The organism is Seramator thermalis (assembly GCF_004138125.1).
In the GTDB taxonomy this organism is placed as follows: Bacteria; Bacteroidota; Bacteroidia; order Bacteroidales; family Dysgonomonadaceae; genus Seramator; species Seramator thermalis.
The window spans coordinates 28,055-52,691 of record NZ_RXHS01000011.1 but is presented as its reverse complement, the minus strand read 5'-3'; the positions used below and the strand labels follow the sequence as shown (position 1 = coordinate 52,691).

Below are 24,637 nucleotides of genomic sequence, written 5' to 3'. Positions count from 1 at the left end.
GATTAATTAATGTGTCCTGTTAAACAACTCAAATCCCATACGACTGTTGTGGTAAGGACATTTCCATAGATCAGCTTTCGGCCTACTCCTATCGGGAGTGCCATCAGGCAAAAGACCACCGAACCATTCCCCATATTCTTTATCAATAAGATGTGATTCAATCCATTTCCAAGTCTTAATTGCAGCATCAAGATATTTTTCATCGTTCGATATTTGCCAGGCATTGTAAAACGCAATAACAGATTCGGCTTGAGGCCACCATTCTAAACCACCCTTTATCTCTCCATTATTTCGTTCATACAACATAGCACCCTCCTTGGTCCATCCTTCACTCATCTGAGTGTCCACGAGTTTTAGTCCAACAGGCAATACCTCTTCAATTATATCCTCTTCATCCAATACTTCTGCTGCTTCTAAAAGTAACCATGACAGCTCCATATCATGTCCATACGAATCAATATTTTCAAGATTTTGCCAATCTTTTGTGAAGAATAGATGTTGGTGCCAAGTGTCTTGATCTATAATTTTATTTAGAAAAATTTCAATTAATCCTCTAAGCCGTTCTTTCAGCACCGGGTCTTTCCAAACTCTGTAAAGTGTTGTATATGCTTCCAAAACATGTAGATGTGTATTCATTGTTTTTTCTGCAATACCCTTACCATCGTAACCATAACGCTCTGGTTTTTTCCAGTTTCGAGTAAACGATTCTATGTAACCTCCATTATCATTGTCAAACGAATACTTTTCTAACGTTCTATATAGTTCAATTGCGTACTGCAGACTTTCACAGTTGTTTGTGGCACGATAATGTTCTGCAAGTCCATATATTCCAAATGCGATTCCATAAGTTTGCTTTTCAACAATTCCGGGCGAACCATCTGCATTTACACTCCAATAAGTACCTCCATACTCCGTATCAATAAAATGATTAACAAAGTATTTTTGAGCTCGATCAGCTATCTCTTTATAATCCGAATCATTAAATATAAGATATGCCGCAGAAAAAGTCCAAAGTATTCGTGCATTTAGAACACTACCTTTTTGGCTTGTTTTTATTGGTTCTCCATTATTCTTTAATGTTCCGTAAAACCCACCTAAAGGGTCAGGTGCATACTTGATCCAGAAAGGAAGAATATTCTCTTGCAGATCTTCAACTACCTCATTTACTAATTGCTGAGATTTGCTTATAGTTAATGATTCTGCAGTTACAGTTATATCGAACTGCAGAATCATTATTGATAAACATGTTATGATATAATATTTCACCATGGTTTATTTATTTCGACATTAACTGCTGAGCAGCAAGAACAAGAAACATATAGTGTGAAGATCCGCCTCCCATTACATATTCAACCTGTTGCCACAGATATGGGAATTCAAGCAATTCAGGGAAGTCCGGACGAATCAGAGCAGTACCGGATATAACACCTCCGGGTATATAAGACCAGTCGGCCCTGTTTAGACCATAAGCAACTGTTGCAGAGTTAGCACCTACTCCTGATGCGAATGAAGCTGTATTTGATCCCGGATGACATCCTAAAATGAAATTTAGTGCATTGTAAATGTAGTCAGAATCGAAAATATCCGGATAAGCAGTGTACAGAAAATAATGTTTGAACCCAAACTCCTGAATATCCCACCCTGCGCCCCAGATATGAGGACGGTAAGGAATACCGTAAGGTGTTTCAGATGCCTGATTGACTAAGTCGGAACGTAAGCCATGCAGAGCTTGTCTAAAAGATTTTGAAAATTCAGCATCGTTAATTTTTTTTTCAGCTCGACCAAGAAACCAACCAAAACGATTTATATTATCTGTTATAAAGTCGGTTTCTTTTAAAAGCCAGTTTTTATATTTTACATCACCGGTAGTAAGAAACAGTTCAACAGCAGCTTGCACCTTAGCCGATTTAGAACGATTGTTTTGTTCGGTAATTTCAAACAGTTCTTGAGCACACTTTAATGCCTGTATGCCGAGAGTGTCGTTAAATCCTTTTAATACACGCGATGCCGCCGCCAACTCGGCTGCAGTGGTCAGTTCGCGAGCCGGATTGTTTTCAGTAAATACCCAGCGATCATCCTCGTTACCAATAACATTATCAGTCATTGCAGCTGCATCTCCTAACATTACATACTGGCGCAAATTATTGCAAATAATACCGCGATAAAGACGACCCAATGACCGATAAGCTCCAACTACAGAAAGAACACCATTCTCAATCTGCTGAAGCAAATCAGGTTTTCCATCCGGTTGATGAATTTCCGTAATTCTTTTATGCTGATCTATTGAAGTAACATCATAATCTACCTTAAATGCTTCATAAGCAAGTGATAAAATATATGCTTCACCAGCCTGCGATTCTACGCGAAGGTCAAAATCTCCAGCATCATGCCATCCACCAATATTCAAACCAGGAACCACATCAACGGAATTATACTTCGTTAACGTAGAAGGTCCTTGAGCATAGCCATCAATATGATTGAAATCAACCGGCGCCATACGCGCATCATCCATATGACAGCAATCATGCCAAACTCTATATTTTTCATTTACCCGCATATGACACATCTGAACAGGTAAAAAATATTCAAGAACCGGTTGCCAGACTCCACGATCATATACATCATTTGCAATTTTAAACACAGAAGACATTGAATCACCATATCTTACCTGATACAAACCCTCTTCAGTCACTTCAGTGAAATCGAACTGAAGATAATTATATCTCAAGAATTGTCCCCATTCCTTGCTATTATCTATCATAATCTCCTTGTCTCCTTCCGATGTGATTTTATACAATACAGGTTTATGAATATCAGTGTCTCTTTTATCCAATTCAATAATCGCTTTTTTTTGCTGATTTGGATGGTATCCAACTTGTGAGGTTTGTACAATGGGCTTATAAATCCAGTTAGAAACAACATTAGGAGTAATAATCCACTCTATCGCACCTTTTGTTTTACCTTCAGGAATCTCACTTCGTACAACAAACCAACCATTATTGTGATTCATGCGTCCGTCATACAATTTAAGTTCAGTCCCCTTTGACTCTATCATGAATTTATTATAAGGGTCGTCAGGTCTGACTACAAAACGCTTCCCCACAGCATAAGGCATCGAGACTATGTCGTCGGCAATAATTGGGCTATAACCCTTACCTGCGAGTTGTTTTTTTGAAGCCTGTCCTTCTGGGTTGAAGTCCCCGGAATGACTATGGTTTGAGGGTTCATACTTTGTTGGTCCATTAGGCTGTTGAGGAAATATTCCTGATTGCTCATCCATAATCCAAGGTTTTCCGAAAAGTGATCCCGGAAAAAGCTCAAGATTGAAACCAACTTTTCCGATAAACTTTTCAGGAATTGGACTATCAAGATCTACCGTTATTATAATAGAACCACCTTCACCTCTAATATGTACCGAGTAATTGAATACTAAATCAGGGTATATCATCGGGTTAAATCCAGCCATATGCATAGAAGAATCAGGGTACATTAGAAATGCTGAAATAGTGTTTTTGTCAATGTCTGCAATGCGATTAATCTGCTTCGGAACCGGTTGCCACTGTCCCGGTGTAGGTTCTAACCTTATATCTCCGTTTGTTGCAACTCTGTTTCCGTGCATAATAATAGACACTCCTCCCTGATGACCTTCAGGATATATGTCATCAAATGCCATAACGTCAACGCCTTTATTCTGAAAATAACCTGTAGGACCTAGTATAAACTCTTGTGCATGCAGTGAATAGATGCTTAGTAATACAGTTAAAGTAACTAAGAGAAAAGATAGTTTATTATTCATAAATTTTTTATTTAAAGTATGAGTCCACTTTAAATAGTGGTAATTTGAAGTTTAAAAAATAAGTTCTTTGATTTTTTATTTCCGGTTTTTATTGAACGAGGAAGTAAAAAAACAATAAAGAAGAAAAGTTTCTCCATAATGGAGCTCTTTATATAGCGAAAATGGGTCATCAAACCATTTTCATGCGCTCTTTGACCTGTTGTTATCAGATAATTCACAAGACGGACATGATTTATCCATAAACATCGGGCGAAAGTAAACAATTTATGTTTGAGTAAGCCTCTGTATCGTGTTTTGTTGTTCCTCGTATGAAAACAATACTGAAAGATGGTTGCCTCCACGTTGTTTCTTTTGTTCTGTTCCTCCTTAGGAATGGAGGTCAGTTTGCGCCTTAGTTCGGCTATTGCTATTTGTTCGTCGGTAAAATACCGGTACTTGCTCTTACCCTCGGTGGCAATCCTCCATTTATCTCCCGTCTTGTATGCAGGGATAATCTCTCCGGTTTCGATATGGGTGACAACCAGTTCTTCATCCTTCATTTCCAGATCGTATTTGGATTGCCTTCCCTGTAATCCGCTCGTTATAAGTTCAATCGAATTCTTCTCGGCAAACTCCCTGTTATCCTTCGATTGGTATGCTCCATCGGCATAGACTTTCTCTATTGTATTATCGGAGCTTACCTTCTCCCGGATATGGGTAACGGCTTCCTTTAGGTAGTCGTTGTCGGCCGCACTTGCCCCTTTCACCTGAACGTTTACGATCAGGTTGGGTTTGTCTTTCTGTTCATCCGTATCATCACAGGTCTCGGTGATGTTCACACTGTAACCCTTTACCTTTTGCCCTCCTTTTTCCCGATAATCGGCATCGGGGTCATTGTGGTTTTGAACGCTTTTGGCCGCGATATCTTCCTTGGGTCGAAGAATGACTTGTCCCTTGACGACTTCATATTGTTCATGGAAGACACGGTGAAGAAGGTCGTAGCCGGGAGTGGTTTCTGAAAGGCGTTTTAGAACCTGATAAATGAGCTGGCCAAGGGAAGAGATTTTCTCACCTATGGTTTCACTGTTTAGACGGTATATCATTTCCCCGGCATCTTCTTCCAAAAAAAGAAGGACCTGTTTTCTGAGCTTGGGGTTCAAAAGAAGCAGTCCGCTCTCGCCAAGAGCTTTGATAAACTGACGAAAAGTATTGTGAATAATCTCGAAACGCGAATACCCGGCGATGTTGCTGCCAATGAGCTTACTGTCCATACGCACCGATTTACCGGATATCTTGAAACGGGACAGTTGGTCTCCGGTGAGCTGTTCGAAGCTCTTTTCCATCAGGTTGACGCCCTGTCGGTTTTCGTATTCGCAAATGCGTCTTCTCAGTAAATAATAGGTATCGATAGAGGGCACGACATCACTCAGGGAGAAAAGGCCCAAAGCTTTGCGCACCAGCAGATCGAATTGACATTTTTCAAACAGCTCTTCATCACTGCAGCCGAAGCCTTCCTTGATAATGGACATGGCGATAATCACCCGTATGGAAGCGTTTGGAGCGCCCATGTTACCCTCTTTGAACAGAGGAGAAAAAACGGTTTCGTCTATCTTGGAGGTCACATTTGCATAAAACAGGTTATGCCATCCGTGGGGATCATCATACTTTTTTGCTTCACGCTTTCTCATTTGGGTGGAAGGCGTGGAAAACAAGTCAAATTGCGGATTTTCCGGTGTCTTCTTGAACATGATTTCTTGATCTTTAACGGGATACAATATACGATTTTTTTTGTCTGATAACAATAGATTTTAAGCGCGTTTTATCAACAAAAAACAGAATTAAAAACAACAAAATTAAAGTCATCGACTTTTTAAAGTGGACTCATCCATTAAAACGTAAACGATCTTATGATATGAAATGCCAATTAGCATGTAAACGATCTTATGATATTTATCACTTATTCAGTACAGCATTATAGTACTGATGCAATGTGTCGGTAGTTACTTTCTACCTCCTTTGCAGTGGAGAACATGATATTCTGTTGGTGGTGGCCGGTTCTTTGTTCTCAAAGCTTTTCCGGTGTTTCTAGCCTGTGGCAATCTGCCGGAAAAAAAACTCCGATACTGAACACTCGCACGGATTCGCAATGAAGCATGCTCGTCACAACTTCTTTGTGCAAATTCCTGCCGGTATTGCAACCTGCATTGTCTTTGCTTAAACCTCCACTCAGCAATAAAATGTCCCCATCTTTGGTTTAACTTCACCCCTTCGCATCTGCCGGCACTTTTTGAGTGTGAGCAGTCCCTGCAACCATTGTTGCGCCAATCTTGTGCAAGATCGTCCGTGTTTTCCCCTCCACCATATTACTACGGCTTCTCCGGAACGGACTTTATCACTACTACGAGCTCATCTGCCACCTCCACCCTCTTAACAGATTCTTGTCTCTCAACTTGTTTCTGCGGCTGACCGCCAAAATCGGTTCGCTTTCGCTATGTTCACAGTACTTACTAAGCCTTCCTTCAAACCCTGCCGTTGCCGGCAACGCCCTTGACTTCGTATTGCCTTCCCTCCAGTGAGGCGGCACAGCTCTCTTGCAAGCTGCAAGATTGATTTGCATGCAGGGCAAACAAAAAGCAGGCCCAGTATCCTTGCAGCCTGCTTTTGATTATGGATAACCGGTATGTTGTACTGCTAATTCATTTTTTGATACACCCTTACGTAGTCAATCTGAAAACGATGCGGGAACAATGAATCATCGATACCTTTCTGTCCGCCCCAATTGCCTCCGATGGCCAGGTTTAGCAAGAGATGGAATCTCTTGTCGAATGGCCATTCGGCAAATCCGGTGCCTTCATTTTCGAAAGTGAAATAGAGGTTGTCATCCACATAAACACGATACGCATCCGCTTCCCATTCGAGTGCATAGAGGTGAAAATCAGTGTAGGAGGTGGGGACGTATATCTTTGCATTTTTCTGTGTCCCCTGCACATGGTTGTAGCTTTGGGTATGTGCTGAGCCTATAATGGTGTCGGGGTCATAACCCACATTTTCCATGATGTCTATTTCACCGCTGGCAGGCCAGCCACCGTATTCCCAATCGGTGGAGAGCATCCATATAGCCGGCCACGTCCCTAATCCTGTGGGGAGCTTGGCCCTTATTTCAAAACGGCCGTAGAGCCAGTCTCCTTTCTCTTTGGTGATCAGCCTGGCTGATGTATATCGCTTACCTCCCATGCTGTCGATACGGGCGGTAATGGTTAGTAACCCATTATTGACATAGGCGTTGGCAGAGTCACCGGCCGTATAATACTGAGCTTCGTTGTTGCCCCAGCCCCAGCTGTTCCCCTCCGTGTCGTAGCTCCACCGGGTGGTATCGGGAAGTCCGGTGTAGTCGAATTCTTCGTCCCACACCAGTTGCCACGTTCCCGTTGGGGTCGTAATCGTCTCATACGAATCACCTTTCTTGCAGCTGGTGATGCCAATGACCAGCAGGATAAACAGGCATAATTTATTTCTCATAGGTTTGTCTTTACATCGCTTGTTGCCATGGCGGCAACAAGCGATACGAATTGATGCGTTTATTTTAATACCCACATTATTTTATTGATCTCATCGTAACCGTCGTACTGACGATTCAGTGCCTCTTCCAGATTCTCCCTGTTGTAGTTTGATTCTGCTCCCGGATACAACCAGCGCATCGGGATACCGTTCCTGTTGTTCTCATTGAGACTGGTTGTCGGATTAATCGGAAACACGGGATACGTGTTCCTTCTGTATTCGAAAAAACTTGTTTCTGCATCCTGCATGAACTGAAGGATGTAGCGCTGCATCCAGATCTGTTTCAGCTGCTCGGCGGCTGTGGTTTTGAAGGCGGCTTCACCGGTGAAATAACCGGCAATGTAATCCGTGGTGACCGGCATCTCATGGGCGTAGCTTGCCGTTGCCTGCGTCATGACATCGGTCAGTGCCGCTTTCACACCGGACTCATAATAAGCTTTGGCGTCACCGGTAATCCATCCTTTCAATACTGCCTCAGCCATTATCAACTGTTGTTCGGCAAAAGTGACCACTCTCAGCGGTTCGCAAGCCTCCTGCTGCAAATATCTTTTGTTGAGCAGCGAGTAGAGGTTGTTGCTGTGTCCCGAATTCATCACAGCATATTCAATGTCCACATCCACACCCACATAAGCAGCGGTGTCAGAAGGTGACAATCCTTCAGCTATTTTGGCCCCTGCCGGTTCCCCGTAATAGAAGAGCCGCCGGTCGTTGAGTGATTTTAATTGGTTGACGAGAAGAGAACTGAGAATCGTTCTGCTGGTGAACAGGTCGTTCGTGCCGGAAAGAGGATGTCTGTTTTTCGAAGAATACATCAGACCATAGTAGCCCGTGGAAGCATCCATGATATGGCCGGCAGAAACGATCTCTGCAAACCGTGTCTTTAGATTGATGCCTCCAATCGTCTCTTTTTTACTGACCGTCATCAACACTTTTAGTGCAAATGCGTTGACCGCCTTTCGCCACTTCACAGGGTCGCCCTTGTAGGGGGTGGGATCGCCGTCAAATGTCCTTCCATTGGCAAAATACTGATCGGCTGCCTGAAGTTCATCCAGCACACCTTTCAACACCTGTTCCTGTGTGTCGTACTTCACCTTATAAATACCATCGGCACCCAGTCCGGCTTCACTATAGGGGATATCTCCCATTTTCATGGTGAGCGTGTAAAAGGTGTATGCCTTGGCAAACGCTCCCACACCCCGATAAGAGTCTTCCATCACTCCGCCTTCGGCATATTCAATCATTTTCTGAATATTGGGCAGAATCGTCATTGCATCAAAATAACCGCTCCCGATTTTGTTGTATTGCTGGTCCAACTGGCCTTCATTGGCGTATCCAACATATTTGGGCAGGGCATTGTCTGCGATCAGAGACTTGCCGTCTCTGCCGGCAAATTTTGTATAACGCAGTATCACATTGGTTGCCAGAAGCGAAGCGCTGACCGTTGTCGTGTCATCGGGATTGGTATTGATCTCTTCAAAATTGTTGCAACCCAAAAGCAGGAAGAGCGATAGAAGCGATAATCCCGCACGGTATAAATATTTGTTTATTTTTTTCATATCTGTTGTTATTATAAACCTGTTTGACCGATGATTAAAATACAACTTTTACATTGAATCCCAAGTAACGGATGGAGGGATCACTAAAGTTCTCATAACCACCATCCGGATCGGAGTACTTGAACTGCCTGGCCCATAAAAATACATTCTGTCCCACCGCCGATATGGAAGCGCTCCTGGCTTTGAACCTGCTGCTCAGACTTTCCGGCAGGTTGTAGGTGAGTGAGACCTCTCGCACCTTGAAGAAGGTGGTCGAGTAGGCATCCAGTGGAGAAGGTGAACCACCCCAGGCTGTTCCCTTGTGCAGGTTGTTGATGTAGGTCTGATAGGTTACGGCCACATCATTGGGTGCGTAGGTCCTGTTATCGCTGGTGATGTTACCGTAGGTATCATACGTAGCCTCACCGGAGACTACTTTGACTCCTTCACCAGTATAGTTCCGTGAACCGGGATTGTTGGCATCGAGGAACCTTTCGGGCACGACCGAATTGGGATGTGAACCGGCTCTCCACATGTACATCTCTGTGGTTGTCTGCGCAATACCACCTACCCGTCCGTCGAGTGAAATGCCAAAGGTGAAGTCTCTGAAACGTAAAGAACTGTTTATTCCCCACAACCAGTCGGGGTCGGCATAGCCAAACAATGAAGTGTATGGTGAGTAGAGAGGTAATCCATTATTATGAATGATGTTTCCTTCCGGATCTTTCTGATAATCGTTCAGAATGTAATGATCCACTCTCTTTCCTACGGCTACCCAAGGTTTATCGGTTGAATAAACAGAGTCGAGCTGTGTATAGTAACGGGCATATTTTGACCAGTTCAGGGCAAGATCCCATTGCCAATCCCTGGATTTCACCGGTGTGCCGGCTGCTGTTATTTCGACACCTTTACGGGTAATTTCTTCATCAATGTTTACATAATTGTTATAGTACCCGGAAGCAGGACTGATAGGGGCCAATTTGAGGAAGTCGTACATTCTTTTCTCGTAGTAAGAAACATCCAGCGATGCCCTATTCTTGAGTACATTGATGGCTGTACCCACCTCAAAAGTGGATGCCGACTCGGGCAGCACATCACTTCCCTTGATGGTGGATGGATAGGATGCTGAGCTTAAATCACCCCATGCATTCGATGTGATGGTATAGACCGAGTTGATCGAATAAATACTGGCGGGTGTTTTGGACGACGTCCAGGAACCCCTTAACTTCCACAGTGAAAGCCAGTCGTATGCAGGCAGTAATTCCGATACAATAAAGCTGCCCGAAACAGAGGGATAGAGATAGGAACGGGTGGATTCTGGAAGGGTGGAGCTCCAGTCGTTACGGAAGGTGGCTTCTGCATACAGCAGGCTTTTCCAGGAAAAGCCTAGTCTGCCATACAAACTGTTTACCTGTTGCTTGAACATCACCGACCTGACGGCTGCCGGGTTCACCGATGCCTTCAGGGAATAGAAAGCCGGGATGGTCAGTCCGCCCTGAGTACGTGCTTCCATTCCATCGTCCTGTCGGTAGTAGATGGTACCTCCCACGAAACTTTCCATGCGAAGATCGCCGAATGTTTTGTTCACGGACAGTATGAAATCGTTGTTCAAGCTGTATCCCCGTCCCAATCCGATATTGTAGGAGCCTCTCTGCGATTCACCCCATACCTCTGTGCCACCATTCAGTACAGTCGCGCTTCCGGCACCCTGGAAGGAACCTTTGGAGACGGTGATATCCTGTCTGTCGCTGTAGATGTCGAAACCGCTACGTGCTGTAGCCTTCAGCCAGTCGGTAAAGTTATAGTCAATGGAAACCGACCCGTTAAAGATGTCCCTGTTCTGACTGTGTGTTCTCTCATAACGGTCGAAGTAGGGGTTGTTGTTGGTGGAGGTATAGCTGCTGTTCTGCACTTCGTTGGGAATGACCCAGTAGTCCCGGTATTGTCTCAGATCCCAGTCGGGAGCAGACCATATCAGCAGTGAATACATGGGATCATAGCCCGTATATCCCCTGAAGCCGATATTGGGGGTGGTCTGTTTATTATAGGTCATGGAGGCGGATAATAGTAATTTGTCGAATTTCATGTCGCCACCCAACCCAAACGTCAGTTTGTCATATTTGGAATTGGGATATTGTCCCTTGTTGTTCACCCATGTGACAGAAGTGCGAAAACTCCCGAACTCGCCCTGCTGTGCAATATTCACGTTGTTGTTGAGGATGTAACCTGTTTCCAGGAAATTTTGAAAATTATCCTTTCCGATGGGAAGATAGGGCATTGGCTGCATCGATTTGGAAACAGGATCCCATTGGATGATCTCCCTACCATCCAGAGGTACACCCCAGGATCCATCACCCGAGCGTACATATTCCAGGTTACCCTCTGCATTCTTTCGTACGACGCGGCCAAAACTCGACTGCATCTCCGGTATGGCCAGGTAACCGGCGGCAAACATCGTTCCTGAATTGACAGAAACAGAGAGACCTTTGGCCGATAATCCCTTTTTGGTGGTCACCATAATCGCACCACTGGACCCTCGGTACCCGTAGAGGGCAGAAGCGGTGGCACCCTTCAGCACACTGAGGCTCTCCACATCATCCGAAGGGATATCGCGCAATGTCATGTTGGCATAGGGTACACCATCGATCACCAGCAGCGGTTCCTCCCCGCGGATCTGAATAGAGGGTGCCTCGGTAAATTCAGTGCTGTTCCGTACCAGCAGACCAGCCACCTTCCCTGAGAGAGAGGTGCCTACATCCACACCTTTCACTGTCTGCAGTCCGTCACCCTCAACCGATTGAACGGAATAGCCCAGTGCTTTCTCTTCTCTCTTGATGCCCAGAGCCGTGACGACCACTTCGCTCAGCATCTCCGTGTTTTCCTCCATTACCACCTCGAAAGAATTTCTCCCGGCTGTATTGAGGATCACATCCGCATAGCCCAGATAGGTTATTTTTAGGGTTGCGTTCCGGTTTACACTCAGCGAGAAATTACCGTTGTAATCGGTGACGGTGCCGTTGGTGGTGCCGACTTCAATGATGTTGGCTCCGATAATCGGTTCGCCATTGACATCCACAACTTTTCCCGTTATCGTTTTGCCTGGCTGTTGGGCAGAACGAATCATTTCGGCAACAGTGGAGGCATTTCGGTTGGTTTTTTTCATCAGCACGATGTAGTTGTTCTCAAAATCGTAACCGATGTCGGTGCCCGCAAAAGCTTCATTGAGATACGCCGATACTTTGTCCGACTTGCGTTGAACATCCACCTTTCGGTTGGCATCTACTTCGCGATTGCTGTAAACCACCAAATAGTCGGTTTGTTTTTCAATTTCATTGATGAGTTGACCCACGGTCATCGAATTCGTTTTCAATTCGATAACCGCGTCCTGGGCTTTTGTATTCAGAGCCAGCAACTGAAACGAGAAAATAAAAAGAAAAATAAAAGAGATTTTCATGATTCTTATTATGCCGGCGACGGCCTCATTTTTTATTAAATAAGGTATTCTTAGAAATTTAAATTTCATATCTTTGTAAAGTTAAAAGTGAATACTAAAGTTGATTAGGTGTTTGCTTTACCGGGGCGACGAGTGTTGGCGCACTTGTCGCCTCTTTTTTGCTTTCATGGACGTTTTTTTCTCATAGACATGTTATTTTTTAATGGATTGATAAATTTATTTGCTTAATGTTAGGATATGATTTTCCGGGTCTTTTTTTATGTCGAAATGATGTATTTTTCGGATGATGTGTAAAATCTCGTCAATACCGTCGCTCTGACGGAATTTACCGGTATATCTCACGTTAAATATTTCAGGATCTTCCACTTTGATGGTAACGTCGTAATAGAGTTGCAATTTTTGGAGAATTTCGAGCAAGCTTTCGTTGTCGAAACTGTAAATACCGTCTTTCCACAGAAAATAATTGGGATTGACAATCTCTGACACCGAAATATTTTCTCCATCTATCGTGGCTTCGTCGCCGGGTCTCAACACGAGCGTTCCCTTGTTACCCCGATCGACCTCGACCGAACCTTCAAGAAGTGAAATCTTCGAGCGATCGTCATTTGGATAATCTCTTACATTGAATTGAGTCCCCAGCACTTTCAATCGGATGTTTTGTGTCGAAACCAGGAAAGGTTTTCGAGGGTTTTTGGCAACATCAAAGTACGCCTCCCCCGTTAGGGTTACCTGACGTTCTTTGCCTGCAAAACGAGAAGGATATCTCAAGGTAGATTTGGCATTGAGCCATACTGTCGTACCATCCTGCAGCGTGATTTGTGCCCTTTGCCCGGCAGGCACATATAGGGTGTTGAAGGCTGTATTCCGAGTAGAGTTTTCTGCAAAATAGAGCGTAGCGAAAACGGTAGAAACAATCAGTGCAAGTGCAACAGCTGCAATTTTCCCGATTTTTATAAGAAATAACTTTCGCTGTTTGGCTTGCAAACGGCGGGTAAATATCCGGAAACTTTCTTTTGCCGTTTCGTCATCTCCGGGGTGTGCCGAAAGCTGTGTCAACGCAAAAAGATTTTGCATTTCTACAAACTCGTTCTTCAATGATTCGTCTCCTCCGATCAGTTTCAACAATTGCAAACGTTCCGATTCATCGAGTTCGCCGAGAAAATATTTCAGTATTCGGTCGTCCATTTTTGTCCTTTATATAGTTATAACGAATGACCGTAGAAAAACCACCAAAGAATTTTAAAAAAAATGATTTAAATCAATAGAAAAAACAATATGGGGAGATAATCCTTAAGGATTTCCCTGAGCTTCCGGTAGGCAATAGACATCTGGTTTTCAACGGTATTGAGAGAAATATTCAATTCTTCGGCAATTAATTTCTGTTTTTTCCCTTCTATTTTATTCATGACGAATATCTGACGGCACCTTTCGGGAAGCGATTGAATGGCATTGTCGATAATTGTTTCGATATTGGCGTCGGATATAATTTGTTCGTCAAGAGCCTCTAACGACTGCAATTTCATTTGCATGGCCAACTCAAATTCTTCCTGCATGGCATGAGTTGCATTCAGCACCACTATTCGATGTCGATGGAAGTCGATGCACCGGTTTTTAATATTTGTGAACAGATAAGCCGTTAAATTGATTTGACTCGAAAGAAATTCTCTTTTTGTCCATAGATCCATAAAGGCATCCTGGACAATATTCTCTGCATCTTCCTCATTAACAACATATTCCTGTGCAAAACGCTTTAATCGGGGATAAAAGGAAACATATATATCCTCAAAGTTGGCACTATCTTTCGGATTGTTTTGCATCAAAATATTTTTTTTATTCGATACAAAAATAAGTAAAAAAACATTTAGTACATGACAAAAATTATATAGCGATATAATTATTTGATAATCAATAAAATAATTATCATTTTATTTGGTAAAGACCTTGAAATTTTGTATCTTTATAGCTGACTAACAATTGGTTATAACGAAAACAAAAGATTCCAAGGTCTCGTACAAAAGTAGTGATTTAACCTCAGTTTTGGTTGAACACTTCGGTAAAAGTTTAAACTTAGCCCGAATAAAGTTTATTAGCCTGTTTATTTGCGCCCTTTGTAAGGTTCAAGTCGTTTGTTTTGAAAAGCTCGCCTGTGGTTTCGAAAATAGCTGCGACAGCAACTCTTCATTGCGACGAATACAGCGTTTTATGGCGGATTACAAGCTTGACAAAGACTTGATTGCCAAATTGATTTTTGCACTTCTACCGCATGATCCACCGTACTGATTGCTATCGACAGAACGAACCGGAAGTTTGGAGAAACAAATATCAATATTTTGCTCTTGGCCATTGTATATAAAGGGGTTGCCTTTCCCATTATATTCAAACTAATGCCTAAACGAGGTAACTCTCATACAAAAGAGAGAATTGAAATCGTGAATCATTATATTCGATTGTTTGGGAAACAAACCATTCAATACTTAGTGGCAGACCGTGAATTCGTTGGTGAACATTGGATTGACTATCTGAATTTTAACCGCATTGAATATCACATTCGTATTCGGGATAACTTCCGGGTTACGAATCCAAAAACCGGAAAACGGTTTAAGGCAACATGGCTCTTTAGTGATTTAAAATTGAATGAAACAAGATTCTTACATTCGATTTATAACATTCATAATCAGTTGTGTTACTTGTCTGCTTCAAAAATAAAAAACAAAGAAGGTAAACCGGAATTTCAGATAATCGTTTCATTTTGTAAACCTGAAATTGCGCAAAAAATATATAAAGAACGCCGGCAAATTGAAACTGCATTTAGGGCAATGAAAACAAGTGGATTCAATTTAGAAGACACTCATTTAACCGATATTGAAAGAATTGAAAAACTCGTCGCTATAGTAACAATTGCTTTTTGCCGGGCTTATTTAGTCGGGATTTATTTACATGAAAATCGTAAGCCTGTCAGAATTCTAAACAACGGTAGAATGGCAAAAAGTTATTTCAAATATGGTCTTAACTTTATCGCAACAGTGCTTTTAAATGCTGGTTTTCAATCAAATATCGATGTCTTTAAATTTTTGTCATGTACTTAGAAAAAAACAGTTAAACAAAACAATCGATGTTTTTTGGTTTTTGGGTTCCATGTGAAATATTGCGGGTAACCAATATCGAGCTTGCCTCTTTCAGTCCTTCCTCATTAGCCATTCTCCGTTATTTTCCCGACCTCATCTCATCATCGGGGCACCCGATCTGCGCAGAGAGCGTGCCCTCGGGCAAAAGACAAGCTGTTTGAGCCGCCGCAAGGCGGCGAGTTATTTGTCTTTTAGCGAACAAGCAGCTGTCGGGTCGATGAGGAGATGCAGTCTTGATCTTTTTTGCATACTTTTTTGCATCAAGGCAAAAAAGTATGTGGGGTTTGGGGCAAAGCCACAAAGGAAAATAATCGATTATTGGAGGAATATTTTAAATCTCAATATTCCGAGCTGAAATGGAAACGAATGTTTTTGAAATCTTGCTGTGCCATCATCAGAATATAACTCGATTCGGCCAGAAAGACATCCCTACCCTGCCGGTCGTAAGCCATATATTGATATTTTCGACGTTTGAAATCTTCTAACTGGGCGAGGTCGTCACTCTCTATCCAGCAGGCTTTGTAGAGGTTGATCGGCTCCCAGCGACACTGGGCGTTGTATTCGTGCAACAAACGATATTGAATTACCTCGAACTGCAACTGACCTACCGTCCCGATGATTTTGCGGCCATTGAACTGATGGGTAAACAATTGGGCGACACCTTCGTCCATCAGCTGCTCGATACCCTTGTTCAGTTGTTTTGATTTCATGGGATCGGCATTTTCGATATACTTGAACATTTCGGGCGAAAAACTGGGTAAACCCTTGAAGTGTAACTCTTCACCCGAAGTGAGCGTATCACCAATTTTAAAAGTTCCGCCATTGTCGGGCAGGCCTACAATATCGCCCGCATACGCCTCGTCAAGCACTTCCTTTTTCTGTGCCATAAAGGCCGTGGGGGCCGAAAACTTCATCATGCGATTGAATCGAACGTGCCGGTAATTGACATTGCGCTCAAACTTTCCGGAACATACTTTCACAAAAGCAATGCACGAACGGTGGTTGGGATCCATATTGGCATGGATCTTGAAAACAAAACCGGTGAAATTTTCTTCGTAAGGATCGACGATGCGTTCTTCGGCCTGTACGGGACGTGGTGAGGGCGCTATCTCGACGAAGCAATCCAGCAATTCCTTCACACCGAAATTGTTGAGCGCGGAACCAAAAAATACCGGTGCTAAATGCCCTGCCAAATACGCTTCACGATCGAAAACGGGATAAACCTGTGTGATGAGTTCTACATCGTCTCGCAGTTTTTTCGAAAGGCTGTCGCCAATATGTTTTTCGAGTCCCGACGATTGCAGTTCCACATGCACCGACTCGGTGACCACCTGTTTGCTCGGTTTGTACAAGTCGAGACTATCGCGATACATATTATACACGCCACGAAAACGCTCACCCATGTCAATAGGCCAACTCAAAGGTCGCACCGCTATCTGCAGTTCCTGTTCCAATTCGTCGAGAATATCGAAGGGATCCTTTCCCTCGCGATCCATCTTGTTTACAAAAATCATCACCGGCGTATGCCGCATCCGACAAACTTCCATCAGTTTGCGGGTTTGGGCCTCCACTCCTTTGGCCGCGTCCACCACAATAATCACGCTATCGACAGCCGTGAGCGTCCGATAGGTATCTTCGGCAAAATCCTGGTGACCGGGAGTGTCGAGGATATTGATTTTGTAACCTTCGTATTCGAACCCCATGACTGAGGTGGCGACCGAAATTCCGCGTTGTTTTTCTATTTCCATCCAGTCTGATGTGGCGGTTTTTCGTATTTTATTCGATTTTACCGCTCCTGCCACATGAATGGCTCCACCAAACAACAACAATTTTTCGGTAAGTGTGGTTTTTCCCGCATCGGGATGGCTAATGATGGCAAACGTGCGCCGGCGTTGTATTTCTTCTTTTAATGTCATTATAATATTTGAGTCTGTCTGATTGTTTGCTTGCAGTTACGAAAAAGCCAAGATTAAAAAACTTTATCAGTTGCTCGCAGCCTGTAATTTATTGAGGCAGCGTTGCAAAGCGTCTTCCCATCTCGGAATTTCTACGTGGAAGGCATTTTGAATTTTCGAAATATCCATCACGCTATAAGCAGGTCGGGGCGCCACCGTCGGGTATTCGGCCATAGTAACGGGTTCGACCACACAAGTGGTATTTCCGGATAATTCTTTGATTTTTTTGGCAAAATCGTACCATGTCGTTGCTCCGGCATTCGAAAAATGATAAATTCCCGGTTTCCATTCGTCCTTTTCGTCTGCTTCGAGGATCACCATGATCATTTCGGCCAAGTCGGCGGCATAAGTTGGCGATCCATGCTGATCGGCCACAACCGTTATCCGGTCGCGTTCGCTCATCAAGCGAAGCATGGTTTTCACAAAATTGTTTCCAAATTCCGAATATAGCCACGAAGTGCGAATGATAATAGCCGATGGATCTGCTTTCAGAACGGCCTCTTCGCCTTTTAACTTGGTTTTGCCATACACGGATTGCGGATTTGTTGCGTCTTTTTCGGTGTAAGGTGTCGCAGAACTCCCGTCGAAAACATAATCGGTGGATATATGAATGAGCCGGATATCGAATTCGTGCGCTACTCGTGCCAGATTTTCAGGCCCCAGAGCATTGATTCGCAGTGCCATTTCCTGATCGGATTCGGCTTTTTCGACATTGGTATAAGCCGCACAGTTGACCATATAAGCGATGTTATGGTCGTCCACAAACCGGCGTACCTGCTCCTTGTCGGTAATGTCGAGTGTATCGGCATCGGTATAGATGAAATGAAACGGATTGTTCGAAATCATTTTTCTTTCGCGAAGCTCATTTCCCAACTGCCCGTTGGCGCCCGTTATCAAGACGTTTTTCTGCACCAATCCGTAAAAAAAATCCTGTCTTTTGGTAACGGTTTCCGTTCCACCCAAATGTTTGTTCGAACCTGTGTAAATTGCCATAGGTCTTTATTTTTTATTGAAATTTATATGATAGTTTGCAGTCAACACACAAGTTAGTGAATTTAATTGACGGAATGCTTTGTTGATTTAATGATGTGCCAATCTGCCAATTGTAACCCTTCCTTCTCATTTCCGATTTCTCATTTCTCACTTCTCATTTCTCACTTCTCATTTCTCACTTCTCATTTCTCACTTCTCATTCATTTCTTCCTCATGATCCATTAAAATCATAACACCCCCCTGCCTTCGGCAGTACCCCTCTTATCTTAAGAGGGGAGTTGGATCACACTTGCCATATAGCTGTCCCCTTAAGAATAAGGGGACAAGCACTGCCCCCGGGCAGTGCAGGGGTTATGATATTTCCTGACTTCTGACTCCTTCACTTTTTTCCCCAATAGCCCAAGTTTGCAACTTTTGCTTGAAACAGCAGGAGTTTAAAAACTGCCTGTTGTTTTTCGTCGAAGTTACGTTACCACTAAACTTGAACGAATTGGGAAAAGTACTGCCTTTCAGGTAGGTTTCTGATGCCGATTCATACCGCAGAATAAATTCTGCGGTTATGAAAATTCGGCTTTTCAAGCCGAAACTATACTCGATATTATTCATAGTAGCCAATAACCTTCAATTCACGAACTCACCTTTGCATGAAAGGCAGAACTACTGTAGTTGCACAGATGAATATCCGCAATAGCAACAAGAAAAAAGAACTTTAATTCGTAATTTGAAATTCTTATTTCTAACTTCTTTACTTCTCCACTTCTTCTTTCAATTCCCATTTCCAACTTCCCCACTTCTCCTATATTATCCATTATTATTTGTCAACTGTCAATTAATTCATAACTCCCACCTGCCTTCGGCAGTACCATTCTTATCTTAAGAGTGGAGTAGTTTCGGAATCTCACTCACCCTAAACCGTCCCCTTAAGATAAGGGGACAAGCACTGCACCCGGGCAGTGCAGGGGTTATGATAATCATTTTAGTTTGTAAAGTTAGAAAGTTCATAAAGTTTTACTTTCAACTCGCAATTTGAAATTCTCATTTCTAACTTCTTTACTTCTCTACTTCTTCTTTTAATTCCCATCTCCAACTTCTAAAATTCTTCACTTCTCCATACTTAATTACCTATAATTCTATTCTTCCTCCTGATACATCGTTTTATATCTTTCGGTCAGCAAACGCAAAAGTTTACCGATTTGATTGACCGCTGCCTGCGTTTCTTTCGAAATTTCCTTCTTTTGAATTTTCAGCAGCAAATAGCCATACATAGCTGTGAAACAGGTTTCAATTTCGGGAATATCCTTCACCTTCGATTTTGCTCTCAATTCCACGATATAGGGCAAAGTATGGTAATAAGTTGCCATATATTCTGCCTCTTTCGGATCTTTTTGAAGCCGTAAATGCAAATCCGTCAGTTCGATGATCATATTCTTGTTGATCTGCAAATGACCTTTTTCCTGAACGCCTTCCGATTTCATCATCATGATCAGCCCTTCATACCAATCGAGCATTTTCGATTTCTCTTCATCGGAAACAGGCAAAGGATCGACAAGCGTTTGCCGAACAATGTCCAAATCCAGTTTGCAGGCACGCAACACATCTTCGGTCTGCCACATAAACAGCAGATAATCGGCTATTTGTTCGTGTTTGTTCGGAATAATGTTCATCGTCAAGATTGTCATCCGCTCTCGGGCTTATGGTTTAAGTTGAATGTGGCGGTCGTTCTCCACAATTTAACTCGAAACAATTCGCCTTAAACGCTATCTTTGATTAAATTTGTCGCAAAATTACGAATTTATGGTCAAGTTTCATATCATCGAGTCGGGATATTTTATGGGTGATGGCGGCGTGATGTTCGGCCCAATCCCCAAAAAATACTGGTCGATCAAGTATAAAGTGGATGAGCAAAACATGTGTGTGATGTCGATGCGCTGCCTATTTATCGAGACAGGCGACCGGAAAATTCTCGTTGACACGGGATTGGGTGACAAGCATGTATCGAAACTGAGGTTTTACAAGCCTTTCGACCAACGAAACATACCGAACGAGATCCGAAAAATCGGATACGAACCGGAAGAGGTTACCGACGTCATTCTCACGCATCTGCACTTCGATCATTGCGGCGCAAGTACGATGCTCAACGAATACGGCGAAGCCATACCTACGTTCCCCAATGCCACTTATTGGGTGAGTCTGAAGCAGTGGAAAAATTATCGAAATCCTTCTCTTTTCGAAAAGGGATCGTTCTTTCCCGATAATATCGAACCCGTTTTCCGTTCCGGCCAACTGCAATTTGTGATGGAGGATCAAATGCTTTACGACACCATCCGGCTCGAACTTTACGACGGGCACACTCCCGGGCAGATCGTTGTGCTTTTCGATACCGAAGAAGGGAATTTTGCTTTTCCGGGCGATGTAGTGCCGACCTCACTGAATATTGCACTCAGCTGGCTTTCAGCCTATGACGATAATCTTTCGTTGGCAATGGACGAAAAAAAACGTTTTCTGGACAAGGCCAAAAAGGAGCATCGAACCCTTGTTTTCTATCACGATGCCTATACACCGATGGCAAAATTGTAACGTGAATTTTTCAATCATCTTTTGTTGTTAAATTAAGAATGGAAAGCCGCTTGGTGCAGCTTCGAGCCTTTGCGTCTTCGTGGCAAAAAACCAATTTCTCGCAGGAAATCGGCGTTAATCTGCGAACTTAATCAGCGTGAATCAGCGTGAACTTTTTGTAAACCTATTTCACGGCACGACAAAAGAGCCACAATTGGCAGATCATCACATTGTCACATTATCAAAAACGGGAAGCTGCCCGGCACAACTTGGTGCCTTCGTGTCTTCGTGGCAAAAAACCAATTTCTCGCACGAAATCGGCGTGAATCTGCGAACTTAATCGGCGTGAATCTGCGTGAACTTTTTTGTAAACCTATTTCACGGTACGACAAAAGAGACACAATTGGCTCATCATCACATTGTCACATTATCAAAAACGGGAAGCTGCCCGGCACAACTTGGTGCCTTTGCGTCTTCGTGGCAAAAAACCAATTTCTCGCAGAAAATCGGTGTTAATCTGCGAACTTAATCAGCGAGAAATAATTTCTTGACCGATAATATTTCAGCTACAATTCTTTTATTATCAATGTAATCATTGTAACTTTGCTCTGACCATATTTCGAGATTCGGTTAAACTAAAAACAATAATGCCGTATGAGAATCAATGCTAACCTCCTTGCCTGTATGACAATAGCTTTTGCGATGAATGCCCCCATGCTTTTTTCGCAAGAAAAAACCGAAATGGAAAAGAAAATCGAATCGATCGACCGCAAGATTACAAATTACGATCATCGATTCGACATGCTCGAAAAACAAATCGACGATCTGATGTGGTGGCAGCGCCTCGGCGACCTGGCCTACGTCGATAAGGTGCGACTGACAAGCACACCCCGATGGAAACCCCAATATCCGGACGATCCGTTTGCCGGCAACAAAATGCAATTCTATTGCTATGTTTTCATTCCTAAAGAAATTGACGAAAGCGGCAAATATCCGCTCATCGTACTTCCACACAGTGGTGTGCATGCCAACTTTTCGACCTACTACGCCCATATCGTACGCGAATTTGTGGCACAAGGCTACGTGGTAGTTTCGGCCGAATATCGAGGCAGCACGGGATATGGTAAAGATTTTTACGAAAGCATCGATTACGGTGGCCGCGAAAACGACGATGTGCTCGAGAGTCGCAACTACATGATCCAAAACTACAGCTTCGTCGATTCCACGCGCGTTGGCGTGGTGGGATGGAGTCATGGCGGCATGATTGCGCTGATGCAGATTTTGCAGCACGGCGATAATTACCAATGCGCCTTTGCCGGCGTACCGGTGAGCGATCTCGCCAACCGGCTATCGACGCACGACAAGTCCTACTCCGATCTGTTTGAAGCCGATTATCACATCGGACAATCGCTGAAAGAGAATCCCGAAGAATATGCGCGTCGATCGCCGACTCACTATGCGAAAAATCTGAACAAACCGCTCCTGATTCATACCAATACCAACGATAACGATGTGTATGTGGGAGAAGTGAAATTGATGATTGATACGCTCCTGAAAGAAAACAAGCAATTCGAATACAAAATCTTTCAGAATGCTTCCGGAGGTCACGGATTCGATCGCATCGACAGTAAGGAGGCAACCGATATCCGCTTTACCATCCATAAATTTCTGGGACGTTATCTCGATCCGCCCAAACCTTTCCGGTCGGCTGCAGATATGCGCAAAGCAGCGTACGGATTCAATTGAGTGAAAATAAAAGTAAAATGATGATTTTCGATGGACACGCAAACGGATTAAAATTCGTTTTTATTCATCTACGAGAGAAAATTTCAAACAGATCATCGCAGATTTTCCGCGCAAGAGTTCATAAAAATCAGCGTTAATCGGCGAACTTAATCAGCGTTAATCAGCGAGAGAAAATACTGCTTTTCATCATCTCGAAAAAGGTGCATACGAATAAACGATAAACAAAGCTTCAATTTTTGAATTTCTTGCAGAAAGTTGGAATGAAATAAAAGCAGCTACTTTTTCAGGATGACGATAACCCCGTTCTTGCCGTCTTCACCGTAAGTTTCGACTGCCGATTTGTCTTTCAACACGGAGATCGATTCAATTTCTTCGGACTTGAGCGTGGACAGGTTAAAATCTTTCGGCATGCGCTTTCCGTCAATAACGATAAGTGGCGGGTTTTCCTTATTCATTCCCTCCCGCAATGGGACAACGGCTTTTTCACCCTTCGGCGTGATGATGACAACTCCGTTCTTGCCCTTTTCGCCGTAGAGACGGGTTGCCTGCTCACCTTTCAACACATTTACCGATTCAATCTCATCGGGATTGATCTTATCCATTTCTTCTTTCGTTATGGCAACGCCATTCATCAGAATCAACGGGTTGCCATCTGTAACACTAATCCGGCGCTCGGTAGAAGAGGGATGTCCGTTATTTTTGGTAGTGATGATCACAACACCATCTTTAGCCTCCGTTCCGTAAACGGAAGTGGCAGCATCGCCTTTCAGCACCGACACATTATCGATTTCTTGAGGATCAATGACTTGCACTTTATCGTAATTCATTCGAGTTCCGTCCACAATAAAAATTGCCCTTTTCGCATCGTCCGATAATTCCTCGATAACCTTTTGCTTTTTATTCCAAACGGTTACCTTCGTTGTATCCTGAACGACCGTTTCCTTTTCGCCACTTTTATGTGCAAGGAAGTTTGCCGTTCCCGATGGAATCTGTTGTTTGGAAGTGTTGGTTGAATCGGCCTTCGCATACAAGGCGGGAATGGAAAGTGCGATCAGCGAAATTGCGATTCCCGGAAGCATTAAAGCATATTGCCATTTGCGGGAGATGTTTGTGTGAATTGTTTTCATCATACGAATTCGTTTGTGCAAATCGCGCTGCAAAAAATTGTTAGCCAAAGCAAACGTGTTCTCACCTGCGCTTTTGCGGATTAATAAAAGTTGATATTGTTTGATATCGACGCCTGATTCGAGTGTATGTTCGTCTGCCTGATACTCATGAACGGTTTGAATTTCGCGACGCAACTGCCAAGCGAAAGGATTGAACCAGAAAATGCAGGCGAACAGATCGAAAATCGTTCGGTCAACCGAATGATAGCGTTCGACATGTGTCGATTCGTGCCAAAGAATGACGGGGAAATAATTGCTCTTCACATCATCTTTCGATACAACGATATATCGAAACCAGCTGAAGGGTTGGATTTTGCAATCAGTGATGCAAAGTAAGGCCGCGTGCGAAACCGCCTCTTTTTCGGAAGTTCGAATCATTGCCGCCAATCGCATGAATCCGAGTAGCTGACGAATCAGAAAAAACGACAGTCCAGCGAAATAAAAAATCGCAATGATTTCAATCCACGGAATATTCTGCCACAAAGATTGACCGACCGACGAAACAGGCAATTCTGAAAGGTTTGAGCCATTTATTGCAGAAATATCCATCATAGAATGCGCAGTCTCGGGAATCAGTCGAAATCGAAAAAGTGGAAAAACGACCGAAACGGCCAGAATCGAATCCAACGCTATACGATTTGCCCGGTGAAACGTGGTTTTGCTGAATATCGCCATATAAATTCCATAGAGCAAAATCGCCACAAGAGATGATCGCAGAAGATAGAAAAGAAAGGTTTCCATGTTTTGTTGTTTAAAGCGATGGATGAAATCGAA

The 24,637-nt window shown here is 43.3% G+C and carries 15 protein-coding genes and 1 pseudogene; 3 read left to right on the top strand and 13 right to left on the bottom strand.

The genetic code is table 11. The features are described 5' to 3' along the window. Positions 1–6: 6 nt before the first annotated feature. The 8 genes from EJN84_RS09130 to EJN84_RS09095 all read right to left on the bottom strand — a co-directional run bounded on the left by EJN84_RS09130 (position 7) and on the right by EJN84_RS09095 (position 14,139). Positions 7–1,233 carry an AGE family epimerase/isomerase gene (locus EJN84_RS09130; RefSeq protein ID WP_165004223.1) on the bottom strand — a complete coding sequence of 409 codons (1,227 nt, stop codon included), beginning with the start codon at positions 1,231–1,233 and terminating at the stop codon, positions 7–9. A gap of 43 nt (positions 1,234–1,276) precedes the next feature. Then, positions 1,277–3,796 carry a glycoside hydrolase family 9 protein gene (locus EJN84_RS09125; protein ID WP_129595134.1) on the bottom strand — a complete coding sequence of 840 codons (2,520 nt, stop codon included), beginning with the start codon at positions 3,794–3,796 and terminating at the stop codon, positions 1,277–1,279. Positions 3,797–3,825: 29 nt separating this feature from the next. Next, on the bottom strand, positions 3,826–5,523 hold the full coding sequence (locus EJN84_RS09120) for a transposase (RefSeq protein WP_238943989.1): 1,698 nt from the start codon (positions 5,521–5,523) through the stop codon (positions 3,826–3,828). Positions 5,524–6,466: 943 nt separating this feature from the next. Next, on the bottom strand, positions 6,467–7,294 hold the full coding sequence (locus EJN84_RS09115; RefSeq protein ID WP_129595133.1) for a glycoside hydrolase family 16 protein: 828 nt from the start codon (positions 7,292–7,294) through the stop codon (positions 6,467–6,469). A 59-nt stretch (positions 7,295–7,353) separates the two neighbouring features. Beyond that, positions 7,354–8,889 carry a SusD/RagB family nutrient-binding outer membrane lipoprotein gene (locus EJN84_RS09110; RefSeq protein WP_129595132.1) on the bottom strand — a complete coding sequence of 512 codons (1,536 nt, stop codon included), beginning with the start codon at positions 8,887–8,889 and terminating at the stop codon, positions 7,354–7,356. A gap of 34 nt (positions 8,890–8,923) precedes the next feature. Further along, positions 8,924–12,322, bottom strand: a complete 3,399-nt coding sequence (locus EJN84_RS09105; RefSeq protein WP_238943988.1) for a SusC/RagA family TonB-linked outer membrane protein — start codon at positions 12,320–12,322, stop codon at positions 8,924–8,926. 216 nt (positions 12,323–12,538) lie between these two features. After that, positions 12,539–13,507 (bottom strand): FecR family protein, encoded by a 969-nt coding sequence (locus EJN84_RS09100; RefSeq protein WP_129595131.1) that lies wholly within the window; start codon positions 13,505–13,507, stop codon positions 12,539–12,541. A 68-nt stretch (positions 13,508–13,575) separates the two neighbouring features. Beyond that, positions 13,576–14,139 carry an RNA polymerase sigma-70 factor gene (locus EJN84_RS09095; RefSeq protein ID WP_129595130.1) on the bottom strand — a complete coding sequence of 188 codons (564 nt, stop codon included), beginning with the start codon at positions 14,137–14,139 and terminating at the stop codon, positions 13,576–13,578. Positions 14,140–14,302: 163 nt separating this feature from the next. Here EJN84_RS09095 and EJN84_RS09090 point away from each other — a divergent pair. Beyond that, positions 14,303–15,408 (top strand): annotated as a pseudogene (locus EJN84_RS09090) (IS4 family transposase). 377 nt (positions 15,409–15,785) lie between these two features. Here the strand turns inward: EJN84_RS09090 and EJN84_RS09085 are convergent. From EJN84_RS09085 to EJN84_RS09070, 4 genes are all read right to left on the bottom strand, one after another. Continuing rightward, on the bottom strand, positions 15,786–17,363 hold the full coding sequence (locus EJN84_RS09085) for a peptide chain release factor 3 (protein ID WP_129595129.1): 1,578 nt from the start codon (positions 17,361–17,363) through the stop codon (positions 15,786–15,788). A 66-nt stretch (positions 17,364–17,429) separates the two neighbouring features. Continuing rightward, entirely contained in the window at positions 17,430–18,395 is a 966-nt protein-coding gene (rfbD, locus tag EJN84_RS09080; RefSeq protein WP_129595128.1) for a dTDP-4-dehydrorhamnose reductase, read from the bottom strand. A 626-nt stretch (positions 18,396–19,021) separates the two neighbouring features. Further along, positions 19,022–19,204 (bottom strand): hypothetical protein, encoded by a 183-nt coding sequence (locus tag EJN84_RS09075; RefSeq protein WP_129595127.1) that lies wholly within the window; start codon positions 19,202–19,204, stop codon positions 19,022–19,024. Between the two features lie 321 nt (positions 19,205–19,525). After that, complete coding sequence (locus EJN84_RS09070) at positions 19,526–20,059, bottom strand: DUF4924 family protein (protein ID WP_101487989.1); 534 nt, start codon at positions 20,057–20,059, stop codon at positions 19,526–19,528. 130 nt (positions 20,060–20,189) lie between these two features. Here EJN84_RS09070 and EJN84_RS09065 point away from each other — a divergent pair, with 130 nt between their 5' ends. Beyond that, positions 20,190–20,972, top strand: coding sequence for an MBL fold metallo-hydrolase (locus tag EJN84_RS09065; protein WP_129595126.1), 783 nt, complete (start codon positions 20,190–20,192; stop codon positions 20,970–20,972). 633 nt (positions 20,973–21,605) lie between these two features. Continuing rightward, positions 21,606–22,697, top strand: coding sequence for an alpha/beta hydrolase family protein (locus tag EJN84_RS09060; protein WP_238943987.1), 1,092 nt, complete (start codon positions 21,606–21,608; stop codon positions 22,695–22,697). Positions 22,698–22,972: 275 nt separating this feature from the next. Here EJN84_RS09060 and EJN84_RS09055 read toward each other — a convergent pair whose 3' ends face one another. Further along, positions 22,973–24,604 carry a M56 family metallopeptidase gene (locus tag EJN84_RS09055; protein WP_165004221.1) on the bottom strand — a complete coding sequence of 544 codons (1,632 nt, stop codon included), beginning with the start codon at positions 24,602–24,604 and terminating at the stop codon, positions 22,973–22,975. Positions 24,605–24,637 lie beyond the last annotated feature (33 nt).